Source organism: Acinetobacter sp. MYb10, assembly GCF_002980175.2.
Lineage (GTDB): Bacteria > Pseudomonadota > Gammaproteobacteria > Pseudomonadales > Moraxellaceae > Acinetobacter > Acinetobacter guillouiae.
The window spans coordinates 2704018-2729762 of record NZ_CP058272.1 but is presented as its reverse complement, the minus strand read 5'-3'; the positions used below and the strand labels follow the sequence as shown (position 1 = coordinate 2729762).

Below are 25745 nucleotides of genomic sequence, written 5' to 3'. Positions count from 1 at the left end.
TGTTTTTGCTCATGGGCGAGGGGTACGTCCTGTACCCCCGCCCAACGGCGACATCCATGTCGCCCCACGATAGGATAACCATCTAGGGTTGAAAATTAGTGAAGAAACGAAATTGAATTCATCCTCTGCGGGCATTAAAAATGCTTTGGCACAATATTTTTTGAAGTTTATCTGAGCTTTAAATTTTTTAATTTTTAAAAATTGAAAATGATTGATAAAGCGTTGTAGAATAGCTGTACTTCATTGGGGAGTAGCCGCTGTTTATCATCTGCGAGATGATAAATGGGTGATGATCAACATAATTACTCAACAGAGTATGGTCATCATAGCAAAGAACCAATTTAGCTGAAGGTGTTTACTCAGCTATCTTTTGTTGGCAAGACCTTTGATTTATCACTCCGCGTTGAATAGGCGACTATTCATATTGGCTAGCAGGAGGGGTAAGTCATCGGTAAATATTGCTAGCCAGAGACTTTGAAATGTTAAATGCCTTCCTCATCTCTTTAGTGGTTGTCGCTTTATCCGAAATGGGCGATAAAACACAACTGCTCGCATTACTTCTTGCTGCACGTTTTCGTAAACCTATTCCTATTTTAATTGCAATTTTATTAGCAACCATCGTCAATCATGGTGTATCGGCAGTGCTTGGTCAGTGGATTACCACGGTCCTTAGCCCGACAGTGTTACTTTGGATTGTGTCACTTGGCTTTATTGGTATGGCCGGGTGGATGTTGATTCCAGATGAATTGGGTGATGAATCTGAAAGTATTAATAAATGGCAAAAATATGGGGTCTTTGGTGCAACCTTTGTATTATTCTTCCTTGCAGAAATTGGGGATAAAACCCAAATCGCCACAGTGGCACTTGCTGCACGCTTTGACAGTATCGGTTGGGTAACCATAGGTACGACATTGGGGATTATGCTGGTCAATGCACCTGCTGTATTTATTGGGAATAAATTGGCAGATAAATTACCTATTGCGTTGATTCATAAAATTGGAGCTGCAATCTTCTTTATTATTGGTGTCGCAGCTTTAGTTCAGCATTACTTTTTTTAAGCGCAATTCTCCAAGCTTATTTAACATCAATAAAGTCATCTATTTTTAAAGCTGAAAACCCAACTTAATGTTGGGTTTTTTATTATTCTGAGAATGATGACACAAATAATCTTTAAACTTAGGTTGTAGATTTATTGTAACTTTGAAGAAAACCTTATATGTTGTATGGGATAACTAAAGATTTATTTTAAAAAAGGTTTTGGGGTTTCTGGTATGGCTTTAGATCGCACCACGTCGCAAGTTTTGTTTGATAATGGCACTCATAAATGTATAAGTTTTACCAGTTTGGTGAAAGGTGAAGGTGTACAAGCCAATCAGTTTCTTATTTTAAATAATGAACGTGCAGCAGTATTAGATCCAGGCGGTGATTTGACCTATGTACCCCTGACCATGGAGCTTAATAAATACACCCGATTACAAAATTTAGACTATGTCATGGCATCTCACCAAGACCCTGACATTATTACCTCAATGCCACGTTGGTTGGTCTATACCGATGCCAAAGTGGTCGCATCTAAATTATGGGCACGCTTTTTACCTCATTTAAACTCAGCATTTATGAGTGACCGTATGAAAGGGGGCTGGTTAGAACGTCTGATCGAATTGCCTGACCAAGGTGGCTCTATTCCATTGGGAGAAACGCGCATTATCGTGGTTCCTGCGCATTTCTTACATTCCGTTGGAAATTTCCAGTTTTACGATCCAATTTCAAAAATTTTATTCTCAGGTGATATGGGTGCATCGATTGTTGATGATGCCTCGAAACCAATTGAAGATTTTGCAATGCACATTCCAACCATGCATGGTTTTCATCAGCGCTATATGTGTACCAATCGGGTGATCCGTTTATGGGTGAAAATGGTGCGTCAAATGGATATTGAAATGATTGTGCCGCAGCATGGTAAGCCGTTTATTGGTAAAGAGATGATTCATCAGTTTTTAGACTGGATCGAAAATTTACAATGTGGTGTCGATTTGATGGATGAGTCAGTGTTTACCTGTCCGCAATAAAAAATTCAAAAAAGATATTGAGTTTGAGTGCGACTTTTTTTAGGATTTTCTTGCCAAAATTTTAAATTGATAACGAGAATCTTAAAAAAATGTTGTCACAAATCTCAGCACAGGATGCGTGCTTAACTTGCGGGGCGTGTTGCGCCTTTTTCCGAGTCTCATTTTATTGGGCAGAAGGAGAAGCCATGCCGCCAGATTATGTTGAACCTTTGACAGCCGTGTATTCTTGTATGCAGGGCACCAATCAAAAGCAACCACGTTGTGTGGCATTAAAGGGTGAGATTGGACAGCAAGTCAGCTGTAGTATGTATGAGCAACGGAGTTCTTCATGCAAACAGGTACATGCTGGGGATTCACAATGTGCAAAAGCAAGACAAGGCTATGGTTTAATTCCCCTGATCGAAATAGAAGTCGCTACACCCAGCAATGATGAAGACTTTGATCAGGTGTGTTAACGCTTCATTGGGAAAATTTAGGATATAAGGCAGAGACTGTAAGTCGACAGTCTACTGTGGTGTTAAATCCACGATAATTTTATATTCAAAGCCCATTTTTATTTCAATAAGATACTGAAAAATAAAGTGTGATCGAGAATAAGATAAATCCGCACAATAAAAAATGAAAATTGAACGGAAATTTGTATATAATAGCTCACGGAAATTACCAGCGAGACTGTTATGTTGACCATCGTTCAAGAAGCGCTAACCTTCGATGATGTCTTATTACTCCCTGCCTATTCTACTATCCTCCCAAAAGATGTCTCTCTAAAGACACGCCTCACACGCGGCATTCAACTGAACATCCCTATGGTTTCAGCAGCAATGGATACTGTGACTGAGTCACGTATGGCGATTGCAATGGCGCAAAACGGTGGTATTGGTATTTTACATAAAAACATGGATATTTCTGCACAAGCTGCAGAAGTTCGCCGTGTAAAAAAATTCGAAGCGGGAATGGTGAAAGATCCAATTACCGTGACACCTGAAACCACGATCCGTGATTTGATGGCAATTACACAAGCCAACAACATCAGTGGTGTACCTGTCGTTAAAGATGGCAAAGTGGTTGGGATTGTAACTGGCCGAGATACTCGTTTTGTAACGAACTTGGAACAACCAGTAAGCAATATCATGACAGGACAAGATCGTCTTGTGACTGTTCGTGAAAATGAATCGAAAGAAAATATTCAAGCATTATTGCAAAAACACCGTATTGAAAAAGTATTGGTGGTTGATGAAAGCAATGCACTAAAAGGCTTAATTACAGTTACAGATTTCCGTAAAGCGGAATCTTATCCAAATAGCTGTAAAGATGAATTAGGTCGTTTACGTGTTGGTGCTGCAGTGGGTACTGGCGCTGAAACCCCAAGTCGTGTTGAAGCTTTGGTTGAAGCGGGCGTTGATGCGATTGTAGTGGATACAGCGCATGGTCATTCTGCGGGTGTGATCGAGCGTGTACGTTGGGTGAAAGCAAACTTCCCTCAAGTTCAAGTGATTGGCGGTAATATCGCAACGGGTGATGCTGCTTTGGCATTACTTGATGCGGGTGCAGATGCGGTGAAAGTGGGTATTGGTCCTGGTTCAATCTGTACGACACGTATCGTTGCAGGTATTGGTATGCCACAAATCTCTGCAATTGACAGTGTTGCCAATGCATTGAAAGACCAAATTCCATTGATTGCTGATGGTGGTATCCGTTTCTCTGGGGATATGGCCAAAGCAATTGGTGCTGGTGCAAGCACGATTATGGTGGGTTCACTTATGGCGGGTACTGAAGAAGCGCCTGGTGAAGTTGAATTCTTCCAAGGTCGTTATTATAAAGCATACCGTGGTATGGGTTCTTTGGGTGCAATGGCTGGTGCAACGGGTTCTGCCGATCGTTATTTCCAAGACTCGAAAGCAGGCGCTGAAAAATTAGTCCCAGAAGGGATAGAAGGCCGCGTACCGTACAAAGGTCCAATGGGCAATATCGTACATCAAATGATGGGTGGTTTACGTTCATCTATGGGCTATACCGGTTCTGCAACCATTGAAGATTTACGTCAAAATGCAAAATTTGTGAAAATTACCGCTGCAGGTATGCAAGAGTCACATGTGCATGATGTAACGATTACCAAAGAAGCACCGAACTATCGTGTAGGTTAATCTTTTGTAATATTTTGATTGGAAAAAGCCGTCAGTTTATGACGGCTTTTTTATTTTGGTGTAAAGTAGTAAAAGTTAAAAATTGATTGTTATACAACACATAATAAGTGGGTAAAAGATGAGTTATTTTGGAACAGACGGGATTCGTGGAAAATTTGGTGAACTCCCAATTACCCCAGAATTTGCACTTAAACTCGGATTTGCGGCAGGGAAAGTATTAAAGCAAATTAGCCCCAAATCAAAACCAATTGTGGTTTTAGGTAAAGATACCCGTTTATCAGGTTATATTCTTGAAGCAGCTTTACAGGCGGGTCTCAATGCTGCAGGTGTTTATGTACATTTACTTGGACCGCTGCCGACCCCTGCAATTGCCCATTTAACCCGTGCATTGCATGCCAACTTAGGGATCGTGATTTCTGCTTCACATAACCCTTATTTTGATAATGGGATTAAATTCTTCTCAGATGAAGGGAAGAAGCTTCCAGATACGATTCAAGATGCGATTAACCGAGAGCTTGAGAACGATATCATCATTGAAGACACCGCAAACTTAGGTAAGAGTGTGCGTGTTAAAGATGCCAATGGTCGTTATATCGAATTTTGCAAATCGACATTCCCGTATCATTTCAATTTACGCCATTTAAAAATTGTGGTGGATTGTGCCAATGGTGCAGCGTATAGCGTCGGCCCAGCAGTATTTCGTGAATTAGGCGCAAAAGTTATTGCGCTTTATAACGAACCAGATGGTTTAAATATCAATAAGGATTGTGGTTCTACGCATCCTGAAAATTTACAAAAAGCCGTGATTGAGCATCAAGCAGATTTAGGTATTGCTTTTGATGGTGATGCAGATCGTGTGGTTTTGGTTGACCGTTTTGGTAAATTGATTGATGGCGACCATATTCTGTATATTTTAGCAACCCAAGCATCTCAAAAACCGGCGGGTATCGTGGGTACAGTGATGAGTAACATGGCATTAGAGTTAGCACTTGAAAAAGCCAAAGTTCCTTTTGTACGTGCTAAAGTGGGTGATCGCTATGTATTGCAAAATTTAGAAGAAAACAACTGGGTGATTGGTGGCGAACCATCTGGTCATATTTTGACTTTAGACAAGAGCACAACAGGCGATGCAATCATTGCAGCCCTACAAGTGTTAACAGTATTGGTCGAACAGAATAAAGCTTTAGATGAATTGGTTGCAGATTTTAAAACTTTACCCAATGTTTTGGTCAATGTTCGCCTTGAACAAATGTTTGACCCATTCGCAGTGCCAGCATTGGTTGCCGAGTTTGATAAAGTAGAAGCAGCACTTAAAGGACGTGGGCGAATTTTAATTCGTAAGTCAGGGACGGAACCGATCATCCGTGTTATGGTAGAAGGCGATAATCTGCAAGAAGTAACTGATTTGGCAAATCATTTGGCAGATGCTGTTCGTCAAAATGCGGCTTAAAATATTGTATCGTCTGTAGAAGGTTTTGCTTCATGCGTGATGTAATTAAAGACTTAAGTGAGCTTCGTCTTACTTATCAAAAAGGTGAACTACATGAGGAGCAAGTGGATGCTCATCCTCATGCGCAGTTTCTCAATTGGTTTAATTTGGCTTTAGAAGCAAAACTGCATGAACCCTATGCAATGTCGTTGGCAACCGCAAATGCACAAGGGCGTCCACATGTGCGTACTGTGTTATTGCGTGGTGCTACCGAGGCTGGTTATGATTTTTATACCAATTATGACAGTCAAAAAGGCTTAGACTTAGCTGAAAATCCTTATGCAGAATTGCTATTCTATTGGCCTGAGTTAGAACGTCAGGTTCGTGTGGGTGGTCAAGTTCAGAGAATATCTGAACAAGAATCTACTGATTATTATCATAAACGTCCGCGTGATAGCCAAATTGCAGCACATATCAGCACCCCACAAAGTGGCGTGATTGAAAGTCGTGAACATTTACAACAGCGTTTTCAAGCATTGTATGATCAAGTGGCTGAAAAAAATGAATTGGCTAAACCCGAATTTTGGGGAGGCTATCGTTTAGAGCCGACGTATTATGAATTCTGGCAAGGCCGCCCAAATCGCTTACATGATCGCCTAACTTATGAAAAAGTAGGTGGATCTTGGACAATACAACGTTTGATGCCATAAATGCAAAAATTACAAATTAAACAACGACCATTGATCACACGCCCTGAAAACTTTCAGGGCGTGTTACCCTTTATTGCTGAAATTTTAGCCCGTCGTGGTGTGCAATCTGAACAAGAATTAGATTTAAAACTTAAATATTTACTTGCACCAGAAATGAAAGGTTTGGAGCAAGCCATTCAAATTATTGATCAAGCCTTAGATCAAAATAAAAAAATTGTGATTGTCGGTGATTATGATGCAGATGGTGCCACCAGTACCGCACTGATGATGCTGGCTTTACGAGAAATGGGCGCCAATGTTGAATACCTCGTTCCAGATCGCTTTAAATATGGTTATGGCTTAACCCCTAAAATTGCCGATTTGGCTTTTGAAAAATATCAGCCGGATCTATTAATTACGGTCGATAATGGAATTTCCAGTCATGCCGGGGTAGCACAAGCGCAGTCATATGGAATGCAGGTGATTATCACCGATCACCATTTAACGACCAAGGAAACGCCTCAGGCTGAAGCGGTTGTTAACCCAAATCAGTTAGGTTGCGAATTTCCAAGTAAGGCTTTGGCTGGCGTTGGCGTGGCATTTTACCTATTGGCAAAGTTAAGTAGCCATCGGGCAAAACAGGGAAAATCGGCTGCAAAAATGCCGCAATATTTGGATTTGGTTGCTTTGGGTACTTATGCCGATGTTGCTAGCCTCGACCATAACAATCGTATCTTAGTGGATGCAGGGGTTAAACGGATTCAACAGAATCAATGTCGTGCAGGAATCAGTGCCTTATTAGACATTGCAGCGCGTGATCCTGCTGAGTTAAAAGCCTCTGATTTAGGTTTTGTGTTAGGGCCTCGCCTTAATGCCGCAGGGCGTATGGAAACCATGGACATTGGTATTGAATGTCTTTTGGCAGCCGATACGCAGACAGCTCACGCTTTGGCACGCCAGCTCAATGATTTAAACTTAGAACGTCGTCAAGTTGAGTCGGAGATCAAACAAGAGGCTTTGGCAGCGCTGGAAAATCTACAGCTTGATCAAGATCATTTGCCCGCAGCGCTGGTCATGTTTGAAGAACATTGGCATCAAGGGGTGATTGGTATTGTGGCAGGGCGTTTAAAAGAGCAATTTCATCGCCCTAGTATTGTATTTGCGGCGGATAAAGATGGGATTCATATCAAAGGTTCCGCACGTTCGATTGATGGTATTCATATTCGAGACAGTATTGAAAAAGTTGCAGAGCAATATCCTGATTTGATTAGTCATTTTGGTGGGCATGCGGCGGCGGCGGGTTTGACCATTCAAAAGCAACATTTTGAAGAATTTAAACAACGGTTTACTGAGTTGGTTGCTCAATCAGATGATGCACTATTCCAAGCGGTGTTGTGGACGGATGGTGAATTACCTGCTCAGGCATTTCAACTGCAAACTGTAGATACTTTGGCGCAATTGGGACCGTGGGGGCAAAAGTTTCCTGCACCGGTATTTGAAGGGCGTTTTAAAGTCATCGATTATCGTTGGTTAAAAGAAGTGCATCTGAAATTGCGTTTAGCTTTGGAAAATGGCCAACCGATTGATGCGATTGCCTTTAATGTACGCGATAAATTCAATTTTGATCCTATGCAAGATAGGGTACGTATTGTTTATGAATTGGATAAAAATCAATTTAATGGCAATGTGAGTTTGCAGTTAAGAATGCTGCATTTAGAACAGTAAATTTAGAGATAAAAAACCGCTCATACGAGAGCGGTTTTTTAAAGTTTACCAATAATTAGAAGCGGTAAGCAGCGCGAAGACCATAGATATTATAGTCATCAGAAAAATCAACAGAACCTTCTAAGCTGATTTGTTGAGTAAAGAATTTTTTTGCACGAATTGTGAATGTGTCTTCATCATTCCCATCAGCACGGCTACCTGAATAAGCCAATCCGACACTCAAGGTTTTATCTAGATATAAATCTGTACCTACGCTGTAAGCATCGGTATCACCAAAGCTTGCGCCACCTTCAAAGTTCATGTCATAGCGACCCACTTGAGTGACATATTTAGCACGTACAGTTGGATCTATATCATCATTAAAATCATTGTCATAGCCCGCTAAACCAACCGCAATCAAAAGACCTGGGATTGGCAGATAACCCACTTCAGCAGTGTAAGTTGTATTGTCAAAATCTTCAAAACCATCTTCTTTATCTGTAGAGCGAGCGATAGTCGCACTTGCATAAAAATCAGTATTTGGAACGAAATATTCAATACCAACACCATAACTTGTGATATCACCATGATCATAATCGATATAGCTAATCTCACCATTTACGTTGCTTGCACGATCTAAAAAAGCGGCTTCGTTTAATGGATTGTTTTTAACTTGGACAGGATTAAAGTAATATTTTCCGTCGATAGCAAAACCAGTAGATGTATCCCCTTTATCTGGATCAACAATACCGAGTGAACCACCGATTTCAGCCTGGTATGCATGTGCAGACCCAAAAGAACTAGCAAGTAATGCAGCAAATAAAGTTTTCTTAAACATTGTGTGACCCTTTTGTTATAAAAATATTAATTTTTTGTTACAAATGGCATTGTATGTAAATTAATCTCTATGTCAAGACTAAAGATCTGAAAATTAAAAGTTTGCTGTCCCAAGATATAAAAACGATGCTTAAAAAATGGGTAACTAAGTCAAGCTTTAAGCAATCCATAACAACAATAAAAATAGCCAATAGATTCGGTTTAAAGGCTTTTAATCGGTCTTTTTTATATCTTAAATTTTTAAGATAGATCGATTTAAAATTATTTAATTCATTATTTATCAAAATATTATAATTGATTTTGTTCTATCGTCTTGCCTTAAGACTTATTAAGATATATCTTAATACGCATAAATTAATCGATTTGAGAAGAATAAAGATGAAATCAGAGCGACATGATCATTCACAAAATGATTTTGAGCATCGTGAACAGCATACCGAACGAGGCTATGGTGGGCGACGAGGTCGGTTGTTTGAATCGGGTAAAATGAAGCTTTTGGTTTTACATCTGATACAGCAACAGCCAAAGCATGGTTATGAAATTATCAAAGCCATCAGTGATCTGGTCGGTGGAGGCTATACTCCAAGTTCAGGCACAATCTATCCAACCCTAACTTATCTTGAAGAAATTGGTTTTGTGCATGCTGAAAATACAGAAGGTGATCGTAAGCAATATCACATTACTGATGCTGGTAAATTACATTTAAAAGAGCAGCATGCACATATCCAACACTTATTAGAGCGTTTGGAAACTCGACGCGAAATTCATGAAAACGACCAATATTTGGATATTCATCGTGCGATGGAAAACTTAAAAACATCATTACGCTTAAAGCTCAAGGGTAAAGATTTTGATGCTGAACAAGTTAGACAAGTCGCTGAAAAAATTGATCAAGCCGCCGTAGAAATTGGGCGTTTATAACAATGCAATAATAGGGCAATAGAAGGTTTAGGTGAGACATGAGTATTGAGGTACAACAAAAGCTGCGGCATGCAAATTTAAAAGTGACCCAAGCAAGAGTGATTGTATTCAAAGCGCTGTTGGACCAAAAAACACAACTGACAGCAAAGCAGATTTATCAGCAGTTATATGTACAAAATAAGCAGATCAGCTTATCGACCATATATCGAGTGGTGAGCGATTTAGAGAAAGTCGGTTTGATTACGCAAAATCTGCATGGCAGAGATGAAGCCAAATATGCTTTGCCTTATTTATCCGAAGTGGAGTCACTCAATATCCAATGTGCCGACCTAACCCAGATCAATAAAGCATCATTGATCGCTTCACTGGAACAGGTTTTTCAAGCGTTTGATATTGATGTTTTGGATATTAAATTTAGTACGACCCTACATTAAACCCAGCCGTATATTTAACAAGTTAGAGAAATTTTATGAAACAACATCAATATTATGTGACTGTTCAACATCTTGCAGATGCGCAAGGTCATCCGTCAACCTACGATGAAAATATCGAATTTAACGTGGGCAATCACGATGATATTTTCCAAATCGTAGAGCGCTTAAAAGCTGCTGAGTTTTTTGATGAAGAAACCACTAAAGCGTTTGCGGTAGGATTAAAACTCTTTTTAGAAGTCATGATTACCCACCGTGATCATGTGCTATTTCAAGACTTTGAACCCGCAGTTAAACAATTTATGAAAAACCTAAAGCAGAACGTCAAGAAAAATGCCTGATTTAAAACCAGAGATCAAGATCGAAAATAGACGCGATCAACATAAGCCTGCCATGATTTTTGCTGGAATTCCGAAATTACCAGCAAAATATGCAGGGTGGATTATGCCGTTCATACTCTCAGCTTTGATGAGTGCGACCATTTCCATGATTAATTTATGGAAAAATGTGGGGTGGTTCGATGGATTTTTTGCAAAATGGTTTAGCGTCTGGCTATTTTCATGGATGATTGCCTTTCCCACAGTATTAATTTTTTTACCTCTGGTTCGCCGTTTCACAGGCTTATTTGTAGATCTTACACCGCCACCTTCTGCTTAATTCGATCAAGGCTTTGAAGACATCATGATGCGATGACGGGCCTATAAACATTTCAAAGTGAATATTTAACTCGGTAAAGTATTGTTCCCAGATCTTGTAATCAGAAACTGCATAACAAAAACCAAACTATTATTGTCCTATTCATGGTATTCAGCGTATTAAGATAGCTATAGGTCGATGTATATAAAACCGATAAGCTAAATAAAATGAAATTGTAGATGTTGCAATAACGTCCTGAGCTGATGGACAAATTTAGGATAACAAAATGACCAATACCAACTATACCGAGATTTCTAACTCTGACGATTGTGAAAAATATGTGAATCAGTTTATTCAAGATTTTCCAATCCGTTCAGCAGAAATAGGCAAAGGCACCGTCATTAAACGTGCATTACCCAGTCGTCAAAAACGCATGATTGGCGCATGGTGCTTTTTAGATCACGCTGGTCCAGTCGTATTTCCTCAGGGAGATGGATTGGATGTTGGACCGCACCCGCATATTGGGTTACAAACCTTCACTTGGATGATCGAAGGGACGATGATGCATACAGACAGCATCGGCTCTAAACAATTGATTCGTCCTAAACAAGTGAATCTAATGACGGCGGGTTATGGAATTTCCCATACAGAAGTTGCTCCCGATACTGAAACAAGAATGCATGCTGCACAGCTTTGGATTGCATTGCCTGATGATAAGATCAATATGGCACCGCAGTTTGATCATTATCCAGAATTACCCCTCGTAGAGCAGGACCATATCGAATTTACAGTTTTAGTCGGTGAATTCATGAATACCAAATCTCCTGTCAAAGTGCATACGGAATTAGTGGGGATCGATTTTTTTGCAAAAGAATCAACCAAGACACGTATTCCACTGAATCCTCATTTTGAATATGGATTTATGGCATTAGAAGGTGAAGCAATAGTAAATGGTCATGATTTAAATAGTGACAATATGGTGGTGATTGAACCTGGAATTTCACAGATTGAGGTTGAGTTACCAAAAGGCTCGCGTTTACTGTTGATTGGTGGTGAACCTTTTGAGTCGCCTATTTTATTGTGGTGGAATCTTGTGGGCAGAACACAGGAAGAACTAAAAACAGCAACAGAGCAATGGGCAAATCAGGATGCCCGTTTCGGAACGATCCCTGATTATGATGGTCCACGTTTAGAAGCACCAGCATTCCCAGACAAGATGCGAGCATCGAAGTGATGTGCTGCATTGCGCATTATCGATCTTTAGACAGGGATTCAAACTAAATAATTTGCGTTAAAGAGGTGCTTGATCATCCTTTAGCGCAAGTGTTGCGTTTACAAGTTTTTATTTAAACTGGCATTCACTAAAAATTTAAAGATTAAAGGAAAATAAAATGGCAATTATTGCAAATGCAAAGGTAAAAACCTATCCAGAACCATGGTCAGGTGAGGTGGTGAGTGGAAAACATCAACTGATTACCGATAAACCAGAATCATTCGGTGGGCAAGACAAGGGCTTAGCACCTTATGATTTTATTTGTTCAGGTTTAATTTCTTGTACCATGATTACTTTGCGTATGTATGCGCAACACAAAGGGCTTGATTTGGGTGAGTTTACAGTTGAAGCTGATTTTAATGCCAATAAAGAGGGGAAAGAATGGGTCGAGCGTCGCTTGTCTTTTGCCACTCCGTTGTCTGAAGAGTTGCATCAAAAAGTGTTAGACATTTGCCAAAAAACCCCAGTGACCAAGACTTTATTGCGTAGTGTGGAAATCAATACCACGATTATTTAAAAAACGGCTATGTAAAAACCGCCATGTAAATATGGTCGTTGTCGCTGATCCGTAAAAAGATATTTTGTATAAAAACAAAATATCTTTTTTTCTGCCAGTAAGATTATTCAAAAATTATTTTATTTACAGGTGTTTGCATAAATTTTGTTATAGAACTTATCTTGATTCAAGGCTTTAAACTCTAAGTCGTCAAAGGAATAAAAAGCTGCTCCCGTTTCACCATCATGGCTCAAGGTAATGTCATCAAATTTTTTCACTAATTTACTGTTTGATGTTTTTCCTGCAAAGTAATCAGCGCCCCGAATGGCGATGGTTTTTCCTGTGCAATCTACAATAAGCTGTTTAATAACTGATTGATATGTTGCACCTTGCTCATCTTTAATAGGGTTGGCATATTTTTCATAGATGACAGCTTGCTTAAACGAATCACGAATTTTTTGATGTGCATTTACATCAATAAAGGACTCACCCTTATTCTCAAGAGATCCCAGTAACATAAGCTTGGGTTGATATGCATATAGATTTGAACAAATAAAGAAGAAAATTAACGGGATAAGTGACTTCATTTTTATTCTCAGAATAACCAATATTGAATCTAAAGTATAAACAAAGTTGATAAAAAAATGATTTAAATACAGTAATAGAATTGTTGAAAAGTTGAGATCAATTTATAGTCGAAGGATAAAAACTGAGGCAATACAATGATTACATTACATCACCTAGATCAATCTCGTTCACTCCGTATTATCTGGGCTTTAGAAGAGCTGGGACTTGAATATCAGATTAAGCACTATAAACGCTTGCCTACTTTTGCTGCACCCCCTGAGTTAAAAGCAGTTCATCCGCTTGGAAAGTCACCTGTATTGACCGATGGTGACCTGACTATTGCAGAATCTGCTGTGATTTTAGATTATCTTCAAGCAACCTATGATACAAAAAATCAGTTTAAGCCTCAGAATCCTAAAGACTTAATGCAATATAACTACTGGATGCATTATGCCGAGGGTTCTTTAATGCCTTATTTGTTGATGACCTTGGTCATGACCAATATGCCAAAACATGTTCCTTTTTTAATTCGTCCTATTGCAAAGAAAATTTCAGAAGGTGTCCGTGGCGGCTTTAGCAATCCTCGTTTAAAAGAGCATGCAGCCTTTTTGGAAGCTTATTTTAGTCAACATGACTATGCCGCAGGTGAGTTTTCTTTTGCCGACATTCAAATGAGTTTTCCCGTGATTGCCATGCAACAACGAACCAAAAATAAAACCCCTCGACTGGCTGCATATGCTGAACGAATTCAGCAGCGTCCTGCTTTTCAACGCGCTAAACTAAAGAGTGATGATTAAATTTTGTATATCAAGGTGATGGGTGAATGCATTTAATTTTTTTACCAGGCGCATCGGGAAGTACAGCGTTTTGGCAACCTGTTATGCAGCAGCTTTCAGCCGATCATCAAAAAACAGTGATGGCCTATCCAAGTTTTGCTGGGTATCCAGAGCATCCGCATATTGATAGTTTTGACGATTTACAGGGCTATATTCTCGACCAAATTCAACAGCCCTGTATTGTGATTGCTCAATCTATGGGAGGTGTTTTTGCAGTTCAAGCAGCATTACAAAAACCTGAATTGATCAAAGCTTTGGTTTTGGTTGCAAGCTCTGGTGGAATTGATTTAAGCCCTTTTCAGGTTGCGGATTGGCGAGGGAATTATCAGCAAACATTTGCAGTGCCCAATTGGTTTGTCGATCATCAATCCCATTTAGATGATTTATTATACAAAATAGCGTGTCCAGTCCTGTTACTCTGGGGAGATGCAGATCCCATTAGCCCTGTGGGCGTGGGTAAATATTTGCATGAAAAAATTCAGCATTCCAGATTGCATATCATTGAACAAGGGGAACATGATTTGGCCAATGTACACGCAAATCAAGTGGCCAGATTAATTCACGATTTTATTTCTGATATAAAGTAAAAGATTTAAGCTGAAGTCGCACATGTCTTTTTCATTTATGTTTACCATAATGACAATTGTGCTTCATCTTGCTGATCTGTCAGTTGATACAAACCCACTCCGATTAAACGGAATTGGAAATGCTCAGGAATTTGCATTTCGCTTAATAATATTTGAATGACCTGAACCATTTCTTGTTGCGATTGAAGTGCGGTTTTAAAACTTTTACTGTGCTGTAAAACCTGAAAATTCTTGAGTTTTAACTTAACGGTGACACCGCGAGCCTGCATGTGTTTTTTTTCTAAACTGAGCCAAACACGTTCAATTAAATTGTCCCAATAGATTGAACACTGTTCAAGGCTGAGATCATCATCAAATGTGGTTTCTTTGGAAATTTGCTGACGTTGTCGTTCGGCTTGTACTGGGCGATCATCAATACCTTGGGCATATAAAAACAACTGTCTACCATATTTGCCAAAATGATGGATCAGTATATTTTCTTCAATTTTTTGCAAATCCCCCAAAGTCTCTAAGTTTAAGGTTTTCAGTTTTTCCTGAGTGACTTTACCGACACCGGGAATTTTTTTCAGGGGTAAATCATGGATAAAATGTTGAACTTGGGTCGGTTTAATGATGCAAATGCCATTGGGTTTATTCCAATCCGAGGCAATTTTGGCAAGAAATTTATTCGGTGCCACACCTGCTGAAGCCGTAAGCCCTGTTTGTTGAAAAATATCGGCTCGAATTCGTTCTGCCACTTCAGTAGCACTGGGAATATTTTGTAAATTCTCAGTGACATCTAAATAAGCTTCATCTAAAGATAAAGGTTCGATAAGCGCAGTGTATTTCTGAAAGATTTCATGAATTTTTACAGAAACATCGCGATATTTTTCAAAATTCGGTTCAATCACATAGACTTGAGGGCAGAGTTTTTTTGCCTGTGACATCGACATGGCGGAGCGTAATCCAAACTGACGCGCTGGATAGGATGCAGCAGCAATCACAGCCCGAGGATGATGTGAGGAAATCACCACAGGCAAGTGTTTTAGTTCAGGACGGTCGAGTAGCTCTACAGATGCATAGAATGCATCCATGTCAATATGGATGATTTTTCTCATGAATTACACAGTGTTGAAACGCTGTGTGATTATTCTAACCGAACTTGATTTGTTTCTATTGATGAATTTAAATTTTGTAAAGAATATGCGACAGCTTATGTCATGAATGATCTTGATTGCGCTTAATTCAACTTATTTTTCTGTAAAAACTGCTGCCATTGTTCTGCATCACCATAAAATACATTTAAATCGACATTTTTTTCGATGCCTTGAATTTTGCCTTGGTTGCTCTGTTGCCAAAATGTCCATGCACGTTGGTCTTTTAAATCAGGCTTATCTTTATATTCACGAATCCAAATCGGTGTATCTTTAAACTCACCTGTTAAAACCATGTTGTAAAAGATTTTAGAGGTATAAAAAATCGGTTGTTTACCGTAATGCTTTTGCAATTGATCATGCATACTTTTGATGTGTTTGATTAATTTTTCTTTGGTATAGGTGTTTATACAACTGCTGTCATATTCCAAGTCCATCACAGGGGGCAAGGCATTGCTTTTATTTGGCACTGTTTTGATAAAATTTTGTGCTTGAATATCACCATCACGACATAAACGAAAGAAGTGATAAGCCCCCACACGTAGACCACGTTCACGTGCTTCTAACCAATACTGCTGAAATTTATCATCTTGATAATCGCCACCTTCAGTGGCTTTGAGATAGACAAACTGATAGTGCTGCGGGGAGATTTTTTTCCAATCAATATCACCTTGATGATGTGATACATCGAAACCTTTAATCGGATAGGCTTCAGCCAAGGCAGCATTATTATGAACAAAAAACAAAGTCCCGAGTATGACGCAGCAGAAAAGTGCGATCGCTAAAACTGAGCTATTGCGAGTGATTTTTTGCTGTTTGTGTTTTTTCGCAGCGTATTTTGACATGGTTTTTCTAAATATCCAGATGGATCAGTTTAACGTGCTTTGGTTCTAAAAAACGATGGCTGAATAAAAATTGCAACACTTAAATTTGCGCATCTTTGGGAATTTGAAAGAATATCAACGCCGTAATGATGTTAATCGCACCTAAGCAAATCAGGGTATAGTGAAATGCTTGTGTAATATGCGCTTCACTAAAATAGCCTGTAAATGCATTGAGTAGAGTACCTGCCAAAGCAATCCCAATACTCATTGATAACATCATAATCATCGATAAAAAGCTATTCCCACTACTGGCATCCTGTTGCGGGAGATCTTTAAGCGTAAGGGTATTCATGGTCACAAACTGTAATGAGTTGAGTACACCAAAAATAAAGAAATGCACTACACCTAACCATGTCGGGGTATCTGCTGTATGTAAGGCAAAACTGGCAATACATGCACCGATCAATAAGGTATTGACCAGTAGAAATGGACGATAACCAGTACGTTGTAGAATCGGGCGAATGATGGGTTTAGAAAATAATGAACCGAGTACAATTGGGGTCATCATTACCCCAGTCATAAAAGGTTCCATCTTAAATGCAACTTGGAGCATCAGCGGCAAAATAAAGGGAACCGCATTTCCACCAAAGCGCGCAAAGAAATTACCGAGTACACCAATGGTATAGATTTTATTTTTAAACAGTCGACTACGAAACAATGCATTTTTATGGGTATGGGCATGATAGGCATAGACCAATGCTGAGATTATCCCTGCGAAAAGTAAGCCTAAGCTCAGGCTTTTGGAGATTTCATTGCTGGCAATATTTTCAATCCCTAAAGCCATTCCCACCATTGCGATTGCTAATAGAATAAAGCCACTGAAATCAAAGGATTTTACCGATGCTTCAGCCACATTGGGCATGGCTTTAAAGGTGACAAAAGTGCCTAAAATACCGATGGGTAAATTAATCAAAAAAATCCAGTGCCAAGAGGCATATTCGACCAACCAACCGCCTAAGATCGGACCCATTAATGGACCGAGTAATCCCGCTAAGCTCATCAAACTCATTGCAGAAAGAAACTGCTCACGAGGGATGATTTTTAACATGGCGAGTCGCCCGACTGGAACCAGTAATGCGCCACCGATACCTTGAATAACTCGAAATACAATAAGCAGATTGAAGTCATTGGACAGTGCACAGCCCAATGAGGCAGCGGTAAAAATCACGATTGCTGCAAAGAAAATATTTCGTACCCCAAAGCGATCTGCCAACCAACCACTTAAAGGAATACATGCAGCAACTGCCAAGACATAGCTAATCACGATGCCATGCATTTTTAATGGATTTTCTTGCAGGCTTTCTGCCATAGCAGGCAAAGCAGTATTGATAATCGTGGTATCTAAGCCTTGCATGAAAAAGCCGATCGAAACTAAAAAAACCAATAAATAGAATTTAGGTTGGAGTTTACTGTGCGATGGCGTAGTCGTCATAGAACTTAAATAATCCCATTTTGTGAATATTTTAAAACAATCATCTGACTAAATCTGTATGAAATCGTTGCTTTATATTGAATCAGACGCAGTACCCAATTGAATGTTCAAGAAATTGCCATAAAACTGTAATCTGCTTGTCATGGAACTTACACCCATGATGAATACATTAAGCCAAATTAAACAAAAAATGGACTGTTTATGAACATAAAAGTTTCAGCATTGTGTTTAGCAATGCTTTCTGTTGGCTTAGTGGCATGTAATGATGATAATAAAACAACAGCGCCAACGGTTGAAGAAGCCACACCTGAAAGCATTAATTTAAGCTTATTGGGGCGTTATGAAACGGGTATTTTTGCTGAAAGTGCAGCAGAGATTCCCGCATATGATGCAACAACAAAACGGGTGTTTGTGGTCAATGCCAAGAAAGGTTTAGTTGATGTATTAGATGTGTCTAAACCCGAAACACCTGTGCATATTGGTGAGCTTTCGGCACGTGAAGCTTTAGCTGATTCAGAAGTAAATTCAGTTGCGATTAAAAATGGCATTGTGGCACTTGCCGTTCAAGCCAAACAAAAAACAGATAAGGGTATTGTGGCTTTTTTTAATGCCAAAGATTTGAAATTAATCAGTAAGGTCGAAGTTGGTGCTTTACCTGATATGCTGACATTTAGCCCAGATGGTAAAACTGTTTTGGTGGCAAATGAGGCTGAACCCAATGATGACTATAGTATCGATCCTGAAGGTTCAATCAGCATTATTGATATCAGCAATATTCAACGACCAACCGCCAACCTTGCCGATTTTAAAGCGTTTAATGATAAAAAAGCCGATTTGATTAAAGCGGGTGTACGCATTTTTGGTCCTAAAGCGACAGTGGCTCAGGATCTAGAGCCTGAGTACATCACCATCAGCAATGATGGGAAAACCGCTTGGGCGACCTTACAAGAAAATAATGCCATTGCCAAAATTGATATCGTTGCTAAAAAAGTGACTGATATTCTTCCATTAGGCTATAAAGATCATGGGCTTGCCAATAATGCGCTAGATGTCAGTGATAAAGATGGAAAAATTAATATTCAGGCTTGGCCGGGGTTGGTGGGGATGTATCAACCTGATTCAATTGCCCATTATCAAGCCAATGGGGCAAGTTATTTAGTCACAGCCAATGAAGGTGATTCACGTGAGTGGCTAAAAGACTCAACAGCTTATTATGCTGGAGATCAAAGTAAAGGTTTTGCAGAAGCAATTCGAATGAAGCATTTATTCAACGTCAAAGGTTTCAATAATAAAGGCGATTATCCTGCTCATTTGACCAATCTTGTTGCGGGTGTAAAAGGGGCCAAACTAGATGCCACAGTTTTTGCCTATTGTGGTGCAACAGCGACTGATCCGGGCATGTGCCGTGATGATACACAATTAGGACGTTTAAACATTGCTTGGAATATGGGTTATCAAACCAACACGGATGGCTCACCAAAATTGGATGCCAATGGATTATTGACCTATAGTAAACTTTATAGCTATGGCGCACGTTCTTTCAGTATATGGGATGTACAAGGCAAGTTAGTTTGGGATTCAGGCAGTGAGTTTGAGCGTAAAGTTGCTGAGCTATTTCCAAATTATTTTAATAGTGATCATGAAGCGGCGGCTTTTGATGACCGAAGTGACAATAAAGGGCCTGAGCCTGAAGGTTTAGCGCTGGGTACGATTGGTAAAAAAACCTTTGCCTTTATCGGCTTAGAGCGCCAAAGTGGGATTATGGTATACGACATTAGCAATCCACAAAAGCCTGTGTTTATACAGTATTTTAATAATCGTACTTTTAAACAGGATCAGGTTTATAAAGATGCCCAAGGTCAGCCGATCTTAAACAAGGATGGCAAGCAGATTCTGATTGAGAAAAGTGATTTAGGTCCTGAAGGACTGACGTTTGTCTCTGCCAAAGATTCACCAAATTCAAAGCCTATGTTGATTGTGGGCAATGAAGTCAGTGGCAGTACAGCAATTTATCAGATTAATTTAAAATAGCGGTTTAATGTATTCTGTTACGAGTAAAGAGTGCTTTGGCACTCTTTTTTATTGAAGCTATCCCTCAGTTTTATGAGGGATAGCTGTAGATGTGATACATGAAGTAGCTTAATTATTCATCTTTATCTACATCGGCAATTTTCAATAAAATTGTATTACTGATCTAAGCCCAACCACTGTCTTTGATGATAAGCGCTATCCCAGAACAACCACTCTAATTCAGCGCCTTTGGTATAGGCTTTATGCATTTTCTCAAGGGTATCTGCATCGCAATGTTCTGCAATACGGTCAATCGTTGCTAAAACATTTTTAACTGCTTCGTTAAACTCTTCACCTGAATAGGTATCGATCCATGCTTGATATGGATTATTGGCAATAGATTTACTCACAATATCTTTTCCAACTTCTGCATAAATCCAGAAGCAAGGCAGTAACGAAGCCAAAACCACAGGATAGCTTTCAGACCAAGCCGTCGCAGTTAAAAAAGCAGTGTAGTGATGGCAGGCAAGGGTAAGCGGGGTATTCTCAAAGTCAGCTTTGCTAATCCCAAAATCTTTCATAAATCCATCGTGTAGGCTACGTTCAACCACAATCGCTTCTTTCGCACCTTGGGTAAACTGGATGATATCGTCAGCATCAAATGCTTTTGCGCCACAGACAGCCAATGCCCGACCATAAGCCACCAGATAATGCGCATCCTGAATCACATAATGACAAAAAGCTTCCTTGTTTAATGAGCCTGTCGCAAGTTCTTGGTTAAATGGAAGCGCTAAAGTTTTGTTATATAAAGCAAGATTACGTTGCCATACGTCTTGAGAAAAAGACATGTCATTTTCCTATGCTATGATTCAAGTTATAAAATGATTTCAGTTTGCAAGACTATAACAACTCTAAATTGCTTTAGGTATTTGAATGCAGAAAATTCGGCTGTATTTGCATAAAAATATGACAAAGAACTTTGGATAAATGTGAAAAAGTCGTCATAATGTGCGCATTAAAAACGCGATTTTTATTTCAGTTTTCTGATTCAAAAACTATTCTCCGTAGGTCGAATTCCCATGATGAAACATTTTGGTTTCTCAATATTTTTTACGATCGTGTGTTTGGCAATCTCTGCATATTGGGGCTTTACCCATGGTCCAAATGCAGGCGTGCAAGCCATGCTCTCTGCACTGACCATTACGGCAATTCTTGCTGTGATGGAAGTGTCTCTGTCTTTTGACAATGCTGTTGTAAATGCATCTGTACTGCGTAATTGGGATCATTTCTGGAAAATGATCTTTTTAACTGTTGGTATTTTGATTGCTGTGTTTGGTATGCGACTGGTATTTCCTGTTGTGATTGTTGCAGTCACAGCGGATATGGGCATGTTTGATGTTGTGAAAATGGCATTAAATGATCCAATTCAATACTCAGAAAAATTATTGGCACATCATGCTGAAATTGCCGCTTTTGGTGGTTCATTCTTGTTATTGGTATTTTTAAACTTTTTCTTGGATGAAGGCAAAGATACCCATTGGTTTAAATGGATTGAAAAGCGTTTAGCCAACTTAGCCAATGTACCAGCAATGTCGGTATTCCTTGCTTTAGTGGCATTGCTGATTATGGCTGCAAATGTAGATGAAGCGAAACGCCTTGTGGTTACAATGGCGGGTATCTGGGGCATCGTGATTTATATCGGTGTACAAGTACTCAGTCATTTACTGGGTGGCGAGCCAGAAGTGGATGAAGACGGCAATGCTGTGGGTCATGATGCCAATGGTGCACCTACAGGTGTGATCAAAGCTGGTATTGGTGGCTTTATTTACCTAGAAGTCTTAGATGCATCGTTTAGTTTTGACGGCGTGATCGGTGCGTTTGCGATTACTTCTGATGTTGTCATTATTATGCTCGGTTTGGCCATTGGTGCGATGTTTGTTCGTTCAATGACAATCTACTTGGTCGATAAAGGTACACTTGATGCCTATATCTACCTTGAGCATGGTGCGCATTATGCCATTGGTGCTTTGGCATTTATCATGATTGCGAGCGGTACAGGTTTACATGTACCTGAGGTGGTAACAGGTTTGATTGGTGTTGCCTTTATTGTTTGGGCAGTCATTGCATCGATTCAATATAACAAGCGAATTGAACAACAGAGTTAATCCTTTTTTAAGAAAAGAGATTACAATACAAGAGCACTTTAACAGTGCTCTTTTTTATGCTCAATGTTTCCACAAAGTTGCCACAATATGCGATGATGTGTTTGATAATTAGCTCGCCAGTTTTGATAAGCCAGTAGATATGATGAATCCTTTAGAACGCCGCTCGACCTTTGCATTAAGTAGTATTTTTGCTTTACGCATGTTGGGGTTGTTCATGATTATCCCTGTGTTTGCGGTGGTTGGTCAGTCTTATCAGTATGCCACACCTGCTTTGATCGGTTTAGCGGTCGGCGTTTATGGCCTCAGCCAAGCACTTCTGCAAATTCCTTTTAGCTTATGGGCAGATCGTTTTAGTCGTAAACCTTTGATTGTTTTTGGCTTACTGCTGTTTGCTTTGGGTGGTGCTGTTGCGGCAATGTCTGAAACCATTTATGGGGTCATCATTGGCCGTGCGATTGCTGGCGCTGGCGCTGTATCTGCGGTTGTTATGGCTTTGTTGGCGGATGTCACTCGTGAAGAGAATCGGACCAAAGCCATGGCTGTGATGGGCATGAGTATCGGATTGTCTTTTGTTGTGGCTTTTAGTTTAGGGCCTTGGCTCACCAGTTTGGTGGGGATTTCAGGGCTATTCTGGGTAACAACAATCATGGGATTATTGGCAATTCTCATGTTGTTTATGGTGCCTAAAACCACACGTCATCATAAAAACTTTAAACAAGGTTATCTGCATCAGCTCAAACAAGTCTTAAAAATGGGCGATCTGAATCGTTTACATGTTTCAGTTTTTGCGCTGCACTTATTGCTTACCGCAATGTTTGTTTATGTACCTTCTCAATTGATCAATTTTGCTGGGATCCCTTTGGCGCAACATGGCATTGTTTACTTGCCTTTGTTGGTTATCAGTCTGTTTTTTGCATTTCCGAGCATTATTCTGGCTGAAAAATACCGTAAAATGCGCAGCATTTTTCTAACGGCAATTGTGGGAATTATCGCGGGATTAGTCGTTCTGATTTTTGGTTATGAATCCAAATATATCTTATTGTTAGGCCTTGGATTGTTCTTTATTGCCTTTAATGTCATGGAAGCTTTACTCCCTTCATGGTTGTCTAAAGCAGCACCGATTCAATCCAAAGCAACAGCAATGGGTGTTAATGCAAGTGCCCAATTTTTAGGGGCTTTTTTTGGTGGGACACTCGGTGGACAATTAATTTTGCTCAATAATACAACAATGGGTTGGAGTGTCTTATCAGCTATTGCTATACTTTGGTTGCTCATTAGTTTTGGGCTAGCTCAACCACGATATTTAACATCAATCGTATTACGATTGCCTGAGGATAAACAAACCGATAATTGGACTTCTCAGTTGTTGTCAATTCGTGGTATTGAGGAAGTTGTGGTTATGTCTGACCAGCAAGTTGCGTATATAAAAGTTGATAAACAGCAAATTGATGATGCTGCGCGACAACATTTAACGCAGTTGTTTGGGAAAGAGGTAGCCATTTAAACATAACTCTTATAAAGTAAAACATAGAATCGAATAGGAAGATAACATCTAATGCGTGGTGTAAATAAAGTTATTTTAGTTGGTACTTTAGGTCGTGATCCTGAGACTAAAACTTTCCCAAATGGGGGTTCTCTCACTCAATTTTCAATTGCGACAAGTGAATCTTGGACAGACAAAAATTCCGGTGAAAGAAAAGAACAAACGGAATGGCATCGTATTGTATTGCACAACCGTTTAGGTGAGATTGCACAGCAGTATTTACGTAAAGGTTCAAAAGTTTATATTGAAGGTTCTTTACGTACCCGTCAGTGGACGGATCAAAATGGTCAAGAGCGCTATACCACTGAAATTCGTGGCGAACAAATGCAGATGCTTGATAACAACCGTCAACAAGGTGAAGGCGCTGCTGCTGACAATGGTGGTTATAACCAACCACGTTTCAATAACAACCAGCAAGGTGGTTTTAACAACAACCAAGGCGGTGGCGGTTATGCGAATCAAGGTAATCAAGGTGGTGGTTACGGCAATGCCAATCCACAAGGTGGCTATGGCAATGGCGGAAACAATGTAAACCAAGGTTTTCAATCGCCTAAACCTGCAGCTACACCATCAGCACCTACTGCTGCCCCTGCGGATTTAGATGATGACTTACCGTTTTAATTGATAAAAACGGTCAAGCTTTATCAAAACCCTTTGTGAAAACAAAGGGTTTTTTTATGAACCTCATGATTTGGTTTTAGACAATCACTTTTTCGCAGAAACCCACATGGTAATCACGGCTTTAAATACCAGATCATTGTGCGTGTCTTTAACCTCCACATTGACCAAATAATCACTACCTTGATTCCACTGAAAATTGCTTTCAACAGGTGTGGCAATCGCAATTAAATCAGTTTCAGCCTTCTTTAAATATTCAACTGTCATCCCTTTGGGAATCCAACGGTGCGTGGAAGGTACGGTTACATCGGTCATGGTTCCACCAGCAAGTTCAGCCATATTACACATGGCAATTGCATGGACTGTGCCAATATGATTGAGTACAGCACGGTGTTTTTTGATTTTAATTTCAGCATAATTCGTTTCGAGTCGTTCAAAAACAGGTGAAATACTGCTGAAATAAGGCGCTTTTAAGCATAATAATTTTGAAAATGTCCATTTGCCAGCAGGCTTATTTTTAAATCTATTCCACAGTTTTAGTGTTTGGCTCATTGTTGTATTCCTTATTTAGTTTACAGAATATTATTTAGTTTGCAGAATATTATTCTAATACAGAATTAAATTCTGTTGTTGGCTCGACAGACGATTTGAATCGCGTAAAATGTCATATAGAAATGCTTAAATAAAATCAAAGGCTGTACATGAATAATCAAAGTTTGTTGGAACGTCGTTATAGTGGGCGTCGTGCAGAATTAAAACGTGTGATTTTAACGGAAGCATTAGCCTGTTTTTTAGAATTTGGGATTGAAACGACAACAATAGAAATGATCCGAGAACGTGCGCAAACCAGTGTGGGAGCGATTTATCACCATTTTAAAAATAAAGAAGGTTTAGTGGCCGCCCTGTATATTTTAGCCATAGAAGACCAAGCAGAACGCCGTGATCAAGCATTATTGTCTGCACAAAGTCTACAGCGGGGTATTCAAGTGATGACAGCAAGCTATATAGACTGGGTGATGGATTATCCTGATTTCGCTAGATTTTTATATACTGCCAATTTTAGTATTTCTAAAAGTTCTCAGCATGATCAGCTAAAACAGCAGAATCATTTACGTAATCAGCACTTATTGGCTTGGATGAAACAGCAACCCGATTATGGGGTGATCGAGAACATTCCCCATGAATTATTATTGTCATTTATGGTTGGATCGACAGAAAGTTATTGTCGGGCATGGTTGTCAGGTAAAGTGAAAGCTACGCCAAAAGTTTACCAAGCAGCATTGGCACATGCGGCTTGGTGCAGTTTAGAAAGCGTATATCAGCAACAACAAGGTTGAATAA

Annotated in this window: 27 protein-coding genes and 1 riboswitch; of the genes, 20 read left to right on the top strand and 7 right to left on the bottom strand. The window is 39.6% G+C overall.

Annotated features, from left to right (window positions below; translation table 11 throughout):
* The first annotated feature begins 233 nt into the window (after nt 1–233).
* Nucleotides 234–390: riboswitch (yybP-ykoY riboswitch) on the top strand.
* 89 nt (nt 391–479) lie between these two features.
* The 7 genes from CQZ96_RS12775 (at nt 480) to recJ (ending at nt 8056) form a co-directional block, all read left to right on the top strand.
* Nucleotides 480–1058, top strand: a complete 579-nt coding sequence (locus CQZ96_RS12775; RefSeq protein WP_004718610.1) for a TMEM165/GDT1 family protein — start codon at nt 480–482, stop codon at nt 1056–1058.
* A 213-nt stretch (nt 1059–1271) separates the two neighbouring features.
* Nucleotides 1272–2069, top strand: coding sequence for an MBL fold metallo-hydrolase (locus CQZ96_RS12770; protein WP_004718609.1), 798 nt, complete (start codon nt 1272–1274; stop codon nt 2067–2069).
* Nucleotides 2070–2158: 89 nt separating this feature from the next.
* Nucleotides 2159–2524, top strand: a complete 366-nt coding sequence (locus CQZ96_RS12765; RefSeq protein WP_105713894.1) for a YkgJ family cysteine cluster protein — start codon at nt 2159–2161, stop codon at nt 2522–2524.
* 222 nt (nt 2525–2746) lie between these two features.
* Nucleotides 2747–4213 (top strand): IMP dehydrogenase, encoded by a 1467-nt coding sequence (guaB, locus tag CQZ96_RS12760; protein WP_004718605.1) that lies wholly within the window; start codon nt 2747–2749, stop codon nt 4211–4213.
* A gap of 118 nt (nt 4214–4331) precedes the next feature.
* Nucleotides 4332–5663 carry a phosphoglucosamine mutase gene (glmM, locus tag CQZ96_RS12755; RefSeq protein WP_004718603.1) on the top strand — a complete coding sequence of 444 codons (1332 nt, stop codon included), beginning with the start codon at nt 4332–4334 and terminating at the stop codon, nt 5661–5663.
* 32 nt (nt 5664–5695) lie between these two features.
* Nucleotides 5696–6352: a pyridoxamine 5'-phosphate oxidase gene (gene pdxH / locus CQZ96_RS12750; protein ID WP_105713893.1), complete on the top strand. Its 657-nt coding sequence runs from the start codon at nt 5696–5698 to the stop codon at nt 6350–6352.
* The gene (gene recJ / locus CQZ96_RS12745) at nt 6353–8056 is read left to right on the top strand and encodes a single-stranded-DNA-specific exonuclease RecJ (RefSeq protein WP_105713892.1); all 1704 of its coding nucleotides are present in this window, start codon (nt 6353–6355) and stop codon (nt 8054–8056) included.
* Between the two features lie 55 nt (nt 8057–8111).
* Here the strand turns inward: recJ and CQZ96_RS12740 are convergent, their stop codons facing one another.
* A complete protein-coding gene (locus CQZ96_RS12740; RefSeq protein WP_105713891.1) occupies nt 8112–8873 on the bottom strand; it encodes a putative porin in 762 nt (253 codons plus the stop codon).
* A 377-nt stretch (nt 8874–9250) separates the two neighbouring features.
* On the opposite strand from CQZ96_RS12740, the gene CQZ96_RS12735 reads away from it, so the two are divergent.
* The 6 genes from CQZ96_RS12735 (at nt 9251) to CQZ96_RS12710 (ending at nt 12650) form a co-directional block, all read left to right on the top strand.
* A complete protein-coding gene (locus CQZ96_RS12735) occupies nt 9251–9793 on the top strand; it encodes a PadR family transcriptional regulator (RefSeq protein WP_105713890.1) in 543 nt (180 codons plus the stop codon).
* Between the two features lie 38 nt (nt 9794–9831).
* Nucleotides 9832–10227 (top strand): Fur family transcriptional regulator, encoded by a 396-nt coding sequence (locus CQZ96_RS12730; RefSeq protein ID WP_056517184.1) that lies wholly within the window; start codon nt 9832–9834, stop codon nt 10225–10227.
* A gap of 35 nt (nt 10228–10262) precedes the next feature.
* Nucleotides 10263–10565, top strand: coding sequence for a DUF3861 domain-containing protein (locus tag CQZ96_RS12725; RefSeq protein WP_004818410.1), 303 nt, complete (start codon nt 10263–10265; stop codon nt 10563–10565).
* A complete protein-coding gene (locus CQZ96_RS12720; protein ID WP_004818412.1) occupies nt 10558–10881 on the top strand; it encodes a DUF2798 domain-containing protein in 324 nt (107 codons plus the stop codon). Before CQZ96_RS12725 ends, CQZ96_RS12720 begins: the two co-directional genes overlap by 8 nt.
* A 265-nt stretch (nt 10882–11146) precedes the next feature.
* Nucleotides 11147–12094, top strand: coding sequence for a pirin family protein (locus CQZ96_RS12715; protein ID WP_105713889.1), 948 nt, complete (start codon nt 11147–11149; stop codon nt 12092–12094).
* A 157-nt stretch (nt 12095–12251) separates the two neighbouring features.
* Nucleotides 12252–12650 carry an OsmC family protein gene (locus tag CQZ96_RS12710; protein WP_004718587.1) on the top strand — a complete coding sequence of 133 codons (399 nt, stop codon included), beginning with the start codon at nt 12252–12254 and terminating at the stop codon, nt 12648–12650.
* Between the two features lie 119 nt (nt 12651–12769).
* Here CQZ96_RS12710 and CQZ96_RS12705 read toward each other — a convergent pair whose 3' ends face one another.
* On the bottom strand, nt 12770–13216 hold the full coding sequence (locus CQZ96_RS12705; RefSeq protein ID WP_004718586.1) for a surface-adhesin E family protein: 447 nt from the start codon (nt 13214–13216) through the stop codon (nt 12770–12772).
* Nucleotides 13217–13351: 135 nt separating this feature from the next.
* Between CQZ96_RS12705 and CQZ96_RS12700 the strand changes: the two genes are divergently transcribed.
* Nucleotides 13352–13993, top strand: a complete 642-nt coding sequence (locus CQZ96_RS12700) for a glutathione S-transferase family protein (protein WP_004718584.1) — start codon at nt 13352–13354, stop codon at nt 13991–13993.
* A gap of 26 nt (nt 13994–14019) precedes the next feature.
* Nucleotides 14020–14619: an alpha/beta fold hydrolase gene (locus tag CQZ96_RS12695; RefSeq protein ID WP_105713888.1), complete on the top strand. Its 600-nt coding sequence runs from the start codon at nt 14020–14022 to the stop codon at nt 14617–14619.
* A gap of 41 nt (nt 14620–14660) precedes the next feature.
* On the opposite strand, the gene dinB is transcribed toward CQZ96_RS12695, so the two are convergent.
* From dinB to mdtD, 3 genes are all read right to left on the bottom strand, one after another.
* On the bottom strand, nt 14661–15716 hold the full coding sequence (gene dinB, locus CQZ96_RS12690; RefSeq protein WP_105713887.1) for a DNA polymerase IV: 1056 nt from the start codon (nt 15714–15716) through the stop codon (nt 14661–14663).
* Between the two features lie 122 nt (nt 15717–15838).
* Nucleotides 15839–16597, bottom strand: a complete 759-nt coding sequence (locus CQZ96_RS12685; protein WP_105713886.1) for a GH25 family lysozyme — start codon at nt 16595–16597, stop codon at nt 15839–15841.
* A gap of 79 nt (nt 16598–16676) precedes the next feature.
* On the bottom strand, nt 16677–18068 hold the full coding sequence (gene mdtD / locus CQZ96_RS12680) for a multidrug transporter subunit MdtD (RefSeq protein WP_105713885.1): 1392 nt from the start codon (nt 18066–18068) through the stop codon (nt 16677–16679).
* A gap of 201 nt (nt 18069–18269) precedes the next feature.
* On the opposite strand from mdtD, the gene CQZ96_RS12675 reads away from it, so the two are divergent.
* Nucleotides 18270–20099: a choice-of-anchor I family protein gene (locus tag CQZ96_RS12675; protein ID WP_105713884.1), complete on the top strand. Its 1830-nt coding sequence runs from the start codon at nt 18270–18272 to the stop codon at nt 20097–20099.
* Nucleotides 20100–20254: 155 nt separating this feature from the next.
* Here CQZ96_RS12675 and tenA read toward each other — a convergent pair whose 3' ends face one another.
* Entirely contained in the window at nt 20255–20926 is a 672-nt protein-coding gene (gene tenA, locus CQZ96_RS12670) for a thiaminase II (RefSeq protein ID WP_004818427.1), read from the bottom strand.
* A gap of 234 nt (nt 20927–21160) precedes the next feature.
* On the opposite strand from tenA, the gene CQZ96_RS12665 reads away from it, so the two are divergent.
* From CQZ96_RS12665 to ssb, 3 genes are all read left to right on the top strand, one after another.
* Nucleotides 21161–22243, top strand: coding sequence for a DUF475 domain-containing protein (locus CQZ96_RS12665; protein ID WP_171066888.1), 1083 nt, complete (start codon nt 21161–21163; stop codon nt 22241–22243).
* A gap of 139 nt (nt 22244–22382) precedes the next feature.
* Nucleotides 22383–23747 carry an MFS transporter gene (locus CQZ96_RS12660; protein WP_105713883.1) on the top strand — a complete coding sequence of 455 codons (1365 nt, stop codon included), beginning with the start codon at nt 22383–22385 and terminating at the stop codon, nt 23745–23747.
* A 51-nt stretch (nt 23748–23798) separates the two neighbouring features.
* The gene (ssb, locus tag CQZ96_RS12655) at nt 23799–24407 is read left to right on the top strand and encodes a single-stranded DNA-binding protein (protein WP_105713882.1); all 609 of its coding nucleotides are present in this window, start codon (nt 23799–23801) and stop codon (nt 24405–24407) included.
* 84 nt (nt 24408–24491) lie between these two features.
* On the opposite strand, the gene CQZ96_RS12650 is transcribed toward ssb, so the two are convergent.
* A complete protein-coding gene (locus CQZ96_RS12650) occupies nt 24492–24956 on the bottom strand; it encodes a hotdog fold domain-containing protein (RefSeq protein WP_056517210.1) in 465 nt (154 codons plus the stop codon).
* Between the two features lie 149 nt (nt 24957–25105).
* Here CQZ96_RS12650 and CQZ96_RS12645 point away from each other — a divergent pair, with 149 nt between their 5' ends.
* Nucleotides 25106–25741, top strand: coding sequence for a TetR/AcrR family transcriptional regulator (locus tag CQZ96_RS12645; protein ID WP_105713881.1), 636 nt, complete (start codon nt 25106–25108; stop codon nt 25739–25741).
* Nucleotides 25742–25745 lie beyond the last annotated feature (4 nt).

What these genes read in the sequence shown, in the direction of transcription:
- CQZ96_RS12775 (WP_004718610.1), top strand. Translation starts at nt 480, where the DNA reads ATGTTAAATGCCTTCCTCATCTCTTTAGTGGTTGTCGCTTTATCCGAA.
- CQZ96_RS12770 (WP_004718609.1), top strand. Translation starts at nt 1,272, where the DNA reads ATGGCTTTAGATCGCACCACGTCGCAAGTTTTGTTTGATAATGGCACT.
- CQZ96_RS12765 (WP_105713894.1), top strand. Translation starts at nt 2,159, where the DNA reads ATGTTGTCACAAATCTCAGCACAGGATGCGTGCTTAACTTGCGGGGCG.
- guaB (WP_004718605.1), top strand. Translation starts at nt 2,747, where the DNA reads ATGTTGACCATCGTTCAAGAAGCGCTAACCTTCGATGATGTCTTATTA.
- glmM (WP_004718603.1), top strand. Translation starts at nt 4,332, where the DNA reads ATGAGTTATTTTGGAACAGACGGGATTCGTGGAAAATTTGGTGAACTC.
- pdxH (WP_105713893.1), top strand. Translation starts at nt 5,696, where the DNA reads ATGCGTGATGTAATTAAAGACTTAAGTGAGCTTCGTCTTACTTATCAA.
- recJ (WP_105713892.1), top strand. Translation starts at nt 6,353, where the DNA reads ATGCAAAAATTACAAATTAAACAACGACCATTGATCACACGCCCTGAA.
- CQZ96_RS12740 (WP_105713891.1), bottom strand. Translation starts at nt 8,873, where the DNA reads ATGTTTAAGAAAACTTTATTTGCTGCATTACTTGCTAGTTCTTTTGGG.
- CQZ96_RS12735 (WP_105713890.1), top strand. Translation starts at nt 9,251, where the DNA reads ATGAAATCAGAGCGACATGATCATTCACAAAATGATTTTGAGCATCGT.
- CQZ96_RS12730 (WP_056517184.1), top strand. Translation starts at nt 9,832, where the DNA reads ATGAGTATTGAGGTACAACAAAAGCTGCGGCATGCAAATTTAAAAGTG.
- CQZ96_RS12725 (WP_004818410.1), top strand. Translation starts at nt 10,263, where the DNA reads ATGAAACAACATCAATATTATGTGACTGTTCAACATCTTGCAGATGCG.
- CQZ96_RS12720 (WP_004818412.1), top strand. Translation starts at nt 10,558, where the DNA reads ATGCCTGATTTAAAACCAGAGATCAAGATCGAAAATAGACGCGATCAA.
- CQZ96_RS12715 (WP_105713889.1), top strand. Translation starts at nt 11,147, where the DNA reads ATGACCAATACCAACTATACCGAGATTTCTAACTCTGACGATTGTGAA.
- CQZ96_RS12710 (WP_004718587.1), top strand. Translation starts at nt 12,252, where the DNA reads ATGGCAATTATTGCAAATGCAAAGGTAAAAACCTATCCAGAACCATGG.
- CQZ96_RS12705 (WP_004718586.1), bottom strand. Translation starts at nt 13,216, where the DNA reads ATGAAGTCACTTATCCCGTTAATTTTCTTCTTTATTTGTTCAAATCTA.
- CQZ96_RS12700 (WP_004718584.1), top strand. Translation starts at nt 13,352, where the DNA reads ATGATTACATTACATCACCTAGATCAATCTCGTTCACTCCGTATTATC.
- CQZ96_RS12695 (WP_105713888.1), top strand. Translation starts at nt 14,020, where the DNA reads ATGCATTTAATTTTTTTACCAGGCGCATCGGGAAGTACAGCGTTTTGG.
- dinB (WP_105713887.1), bottom strand. Translation starts at nt 15,716, where the DNA reads ATGAGAAAAATCATCCATATTGACATGGATGCATTCTATGCATCTGTA.
- CQZ96_RS12685 (WP_105713886.1), bottom strand. Translation starts at nt 16,597, where the DNA reads ATGTCAAAATACGCTGCGAAAAAACACAAACAGCAAAAAATCACTCGC.
- mdtD (WP_105713885.1), bottom strand. Translation starts at nt 18,068, where the DNA reads ATGACGACTACGCCATCGCACAGTAAACTCCAACCTAAATTCTATTTA.
- CQZ96_RS12675 (WP_105713884.1), top strand. Translation starts at nt 18,270, where the DNA reads ATGAACATAAAAGTTTCAGCATTGTGTTTAGCAATGCTTTCTGTTGGC.
- tenA (WP_004818427.1), bottom strand. Translation starts at nt 20,926, where the DNA reads ATGTCTTTTTCTCAAGACGTATGGCAACGTAATCTTGCTTTATATAAC.
- CQZ96_RS12665 (WP_171066888.1), top strand. Translation starts at nt 21,161, where the DNA reads ATGAAACATTTTGGTTTCTCAATATTTTTTACGATCGTGTGTTTGGCA.
- CQZ96_RS12660 (WP_105713883.1), top strand. Translation starts at nt 22,383, where the DNA reads ATGATGAATCCTTTAGAACGCCGCTCGACCTTTGCATTAAGTAGTATT.
- ssb (WP_105713882.1), top strand. Translation starts at nt 23,799, where the DNA reads ATGCGTGGTGTAAATAAAGTTATTTTAGTTGGTACTTTAGGTCGTGAT.
- CQZ96_RS12650 (WP_056517210.1), bottom strand. Translation starts at nt 24,956, where the DNA reads ATGAGCCAAACACTAAAACTGTGGAATAGATTTAAAAATAAGCCTGCT.
- CQZ96_RS12645 (WP_105713881.1), top strand. Translation starts at nt 25,106, where the DNA reads ATGAATAATCAAAGTTTGTTGGAACGTCGTTATAGTGGGCGTCGTGCA.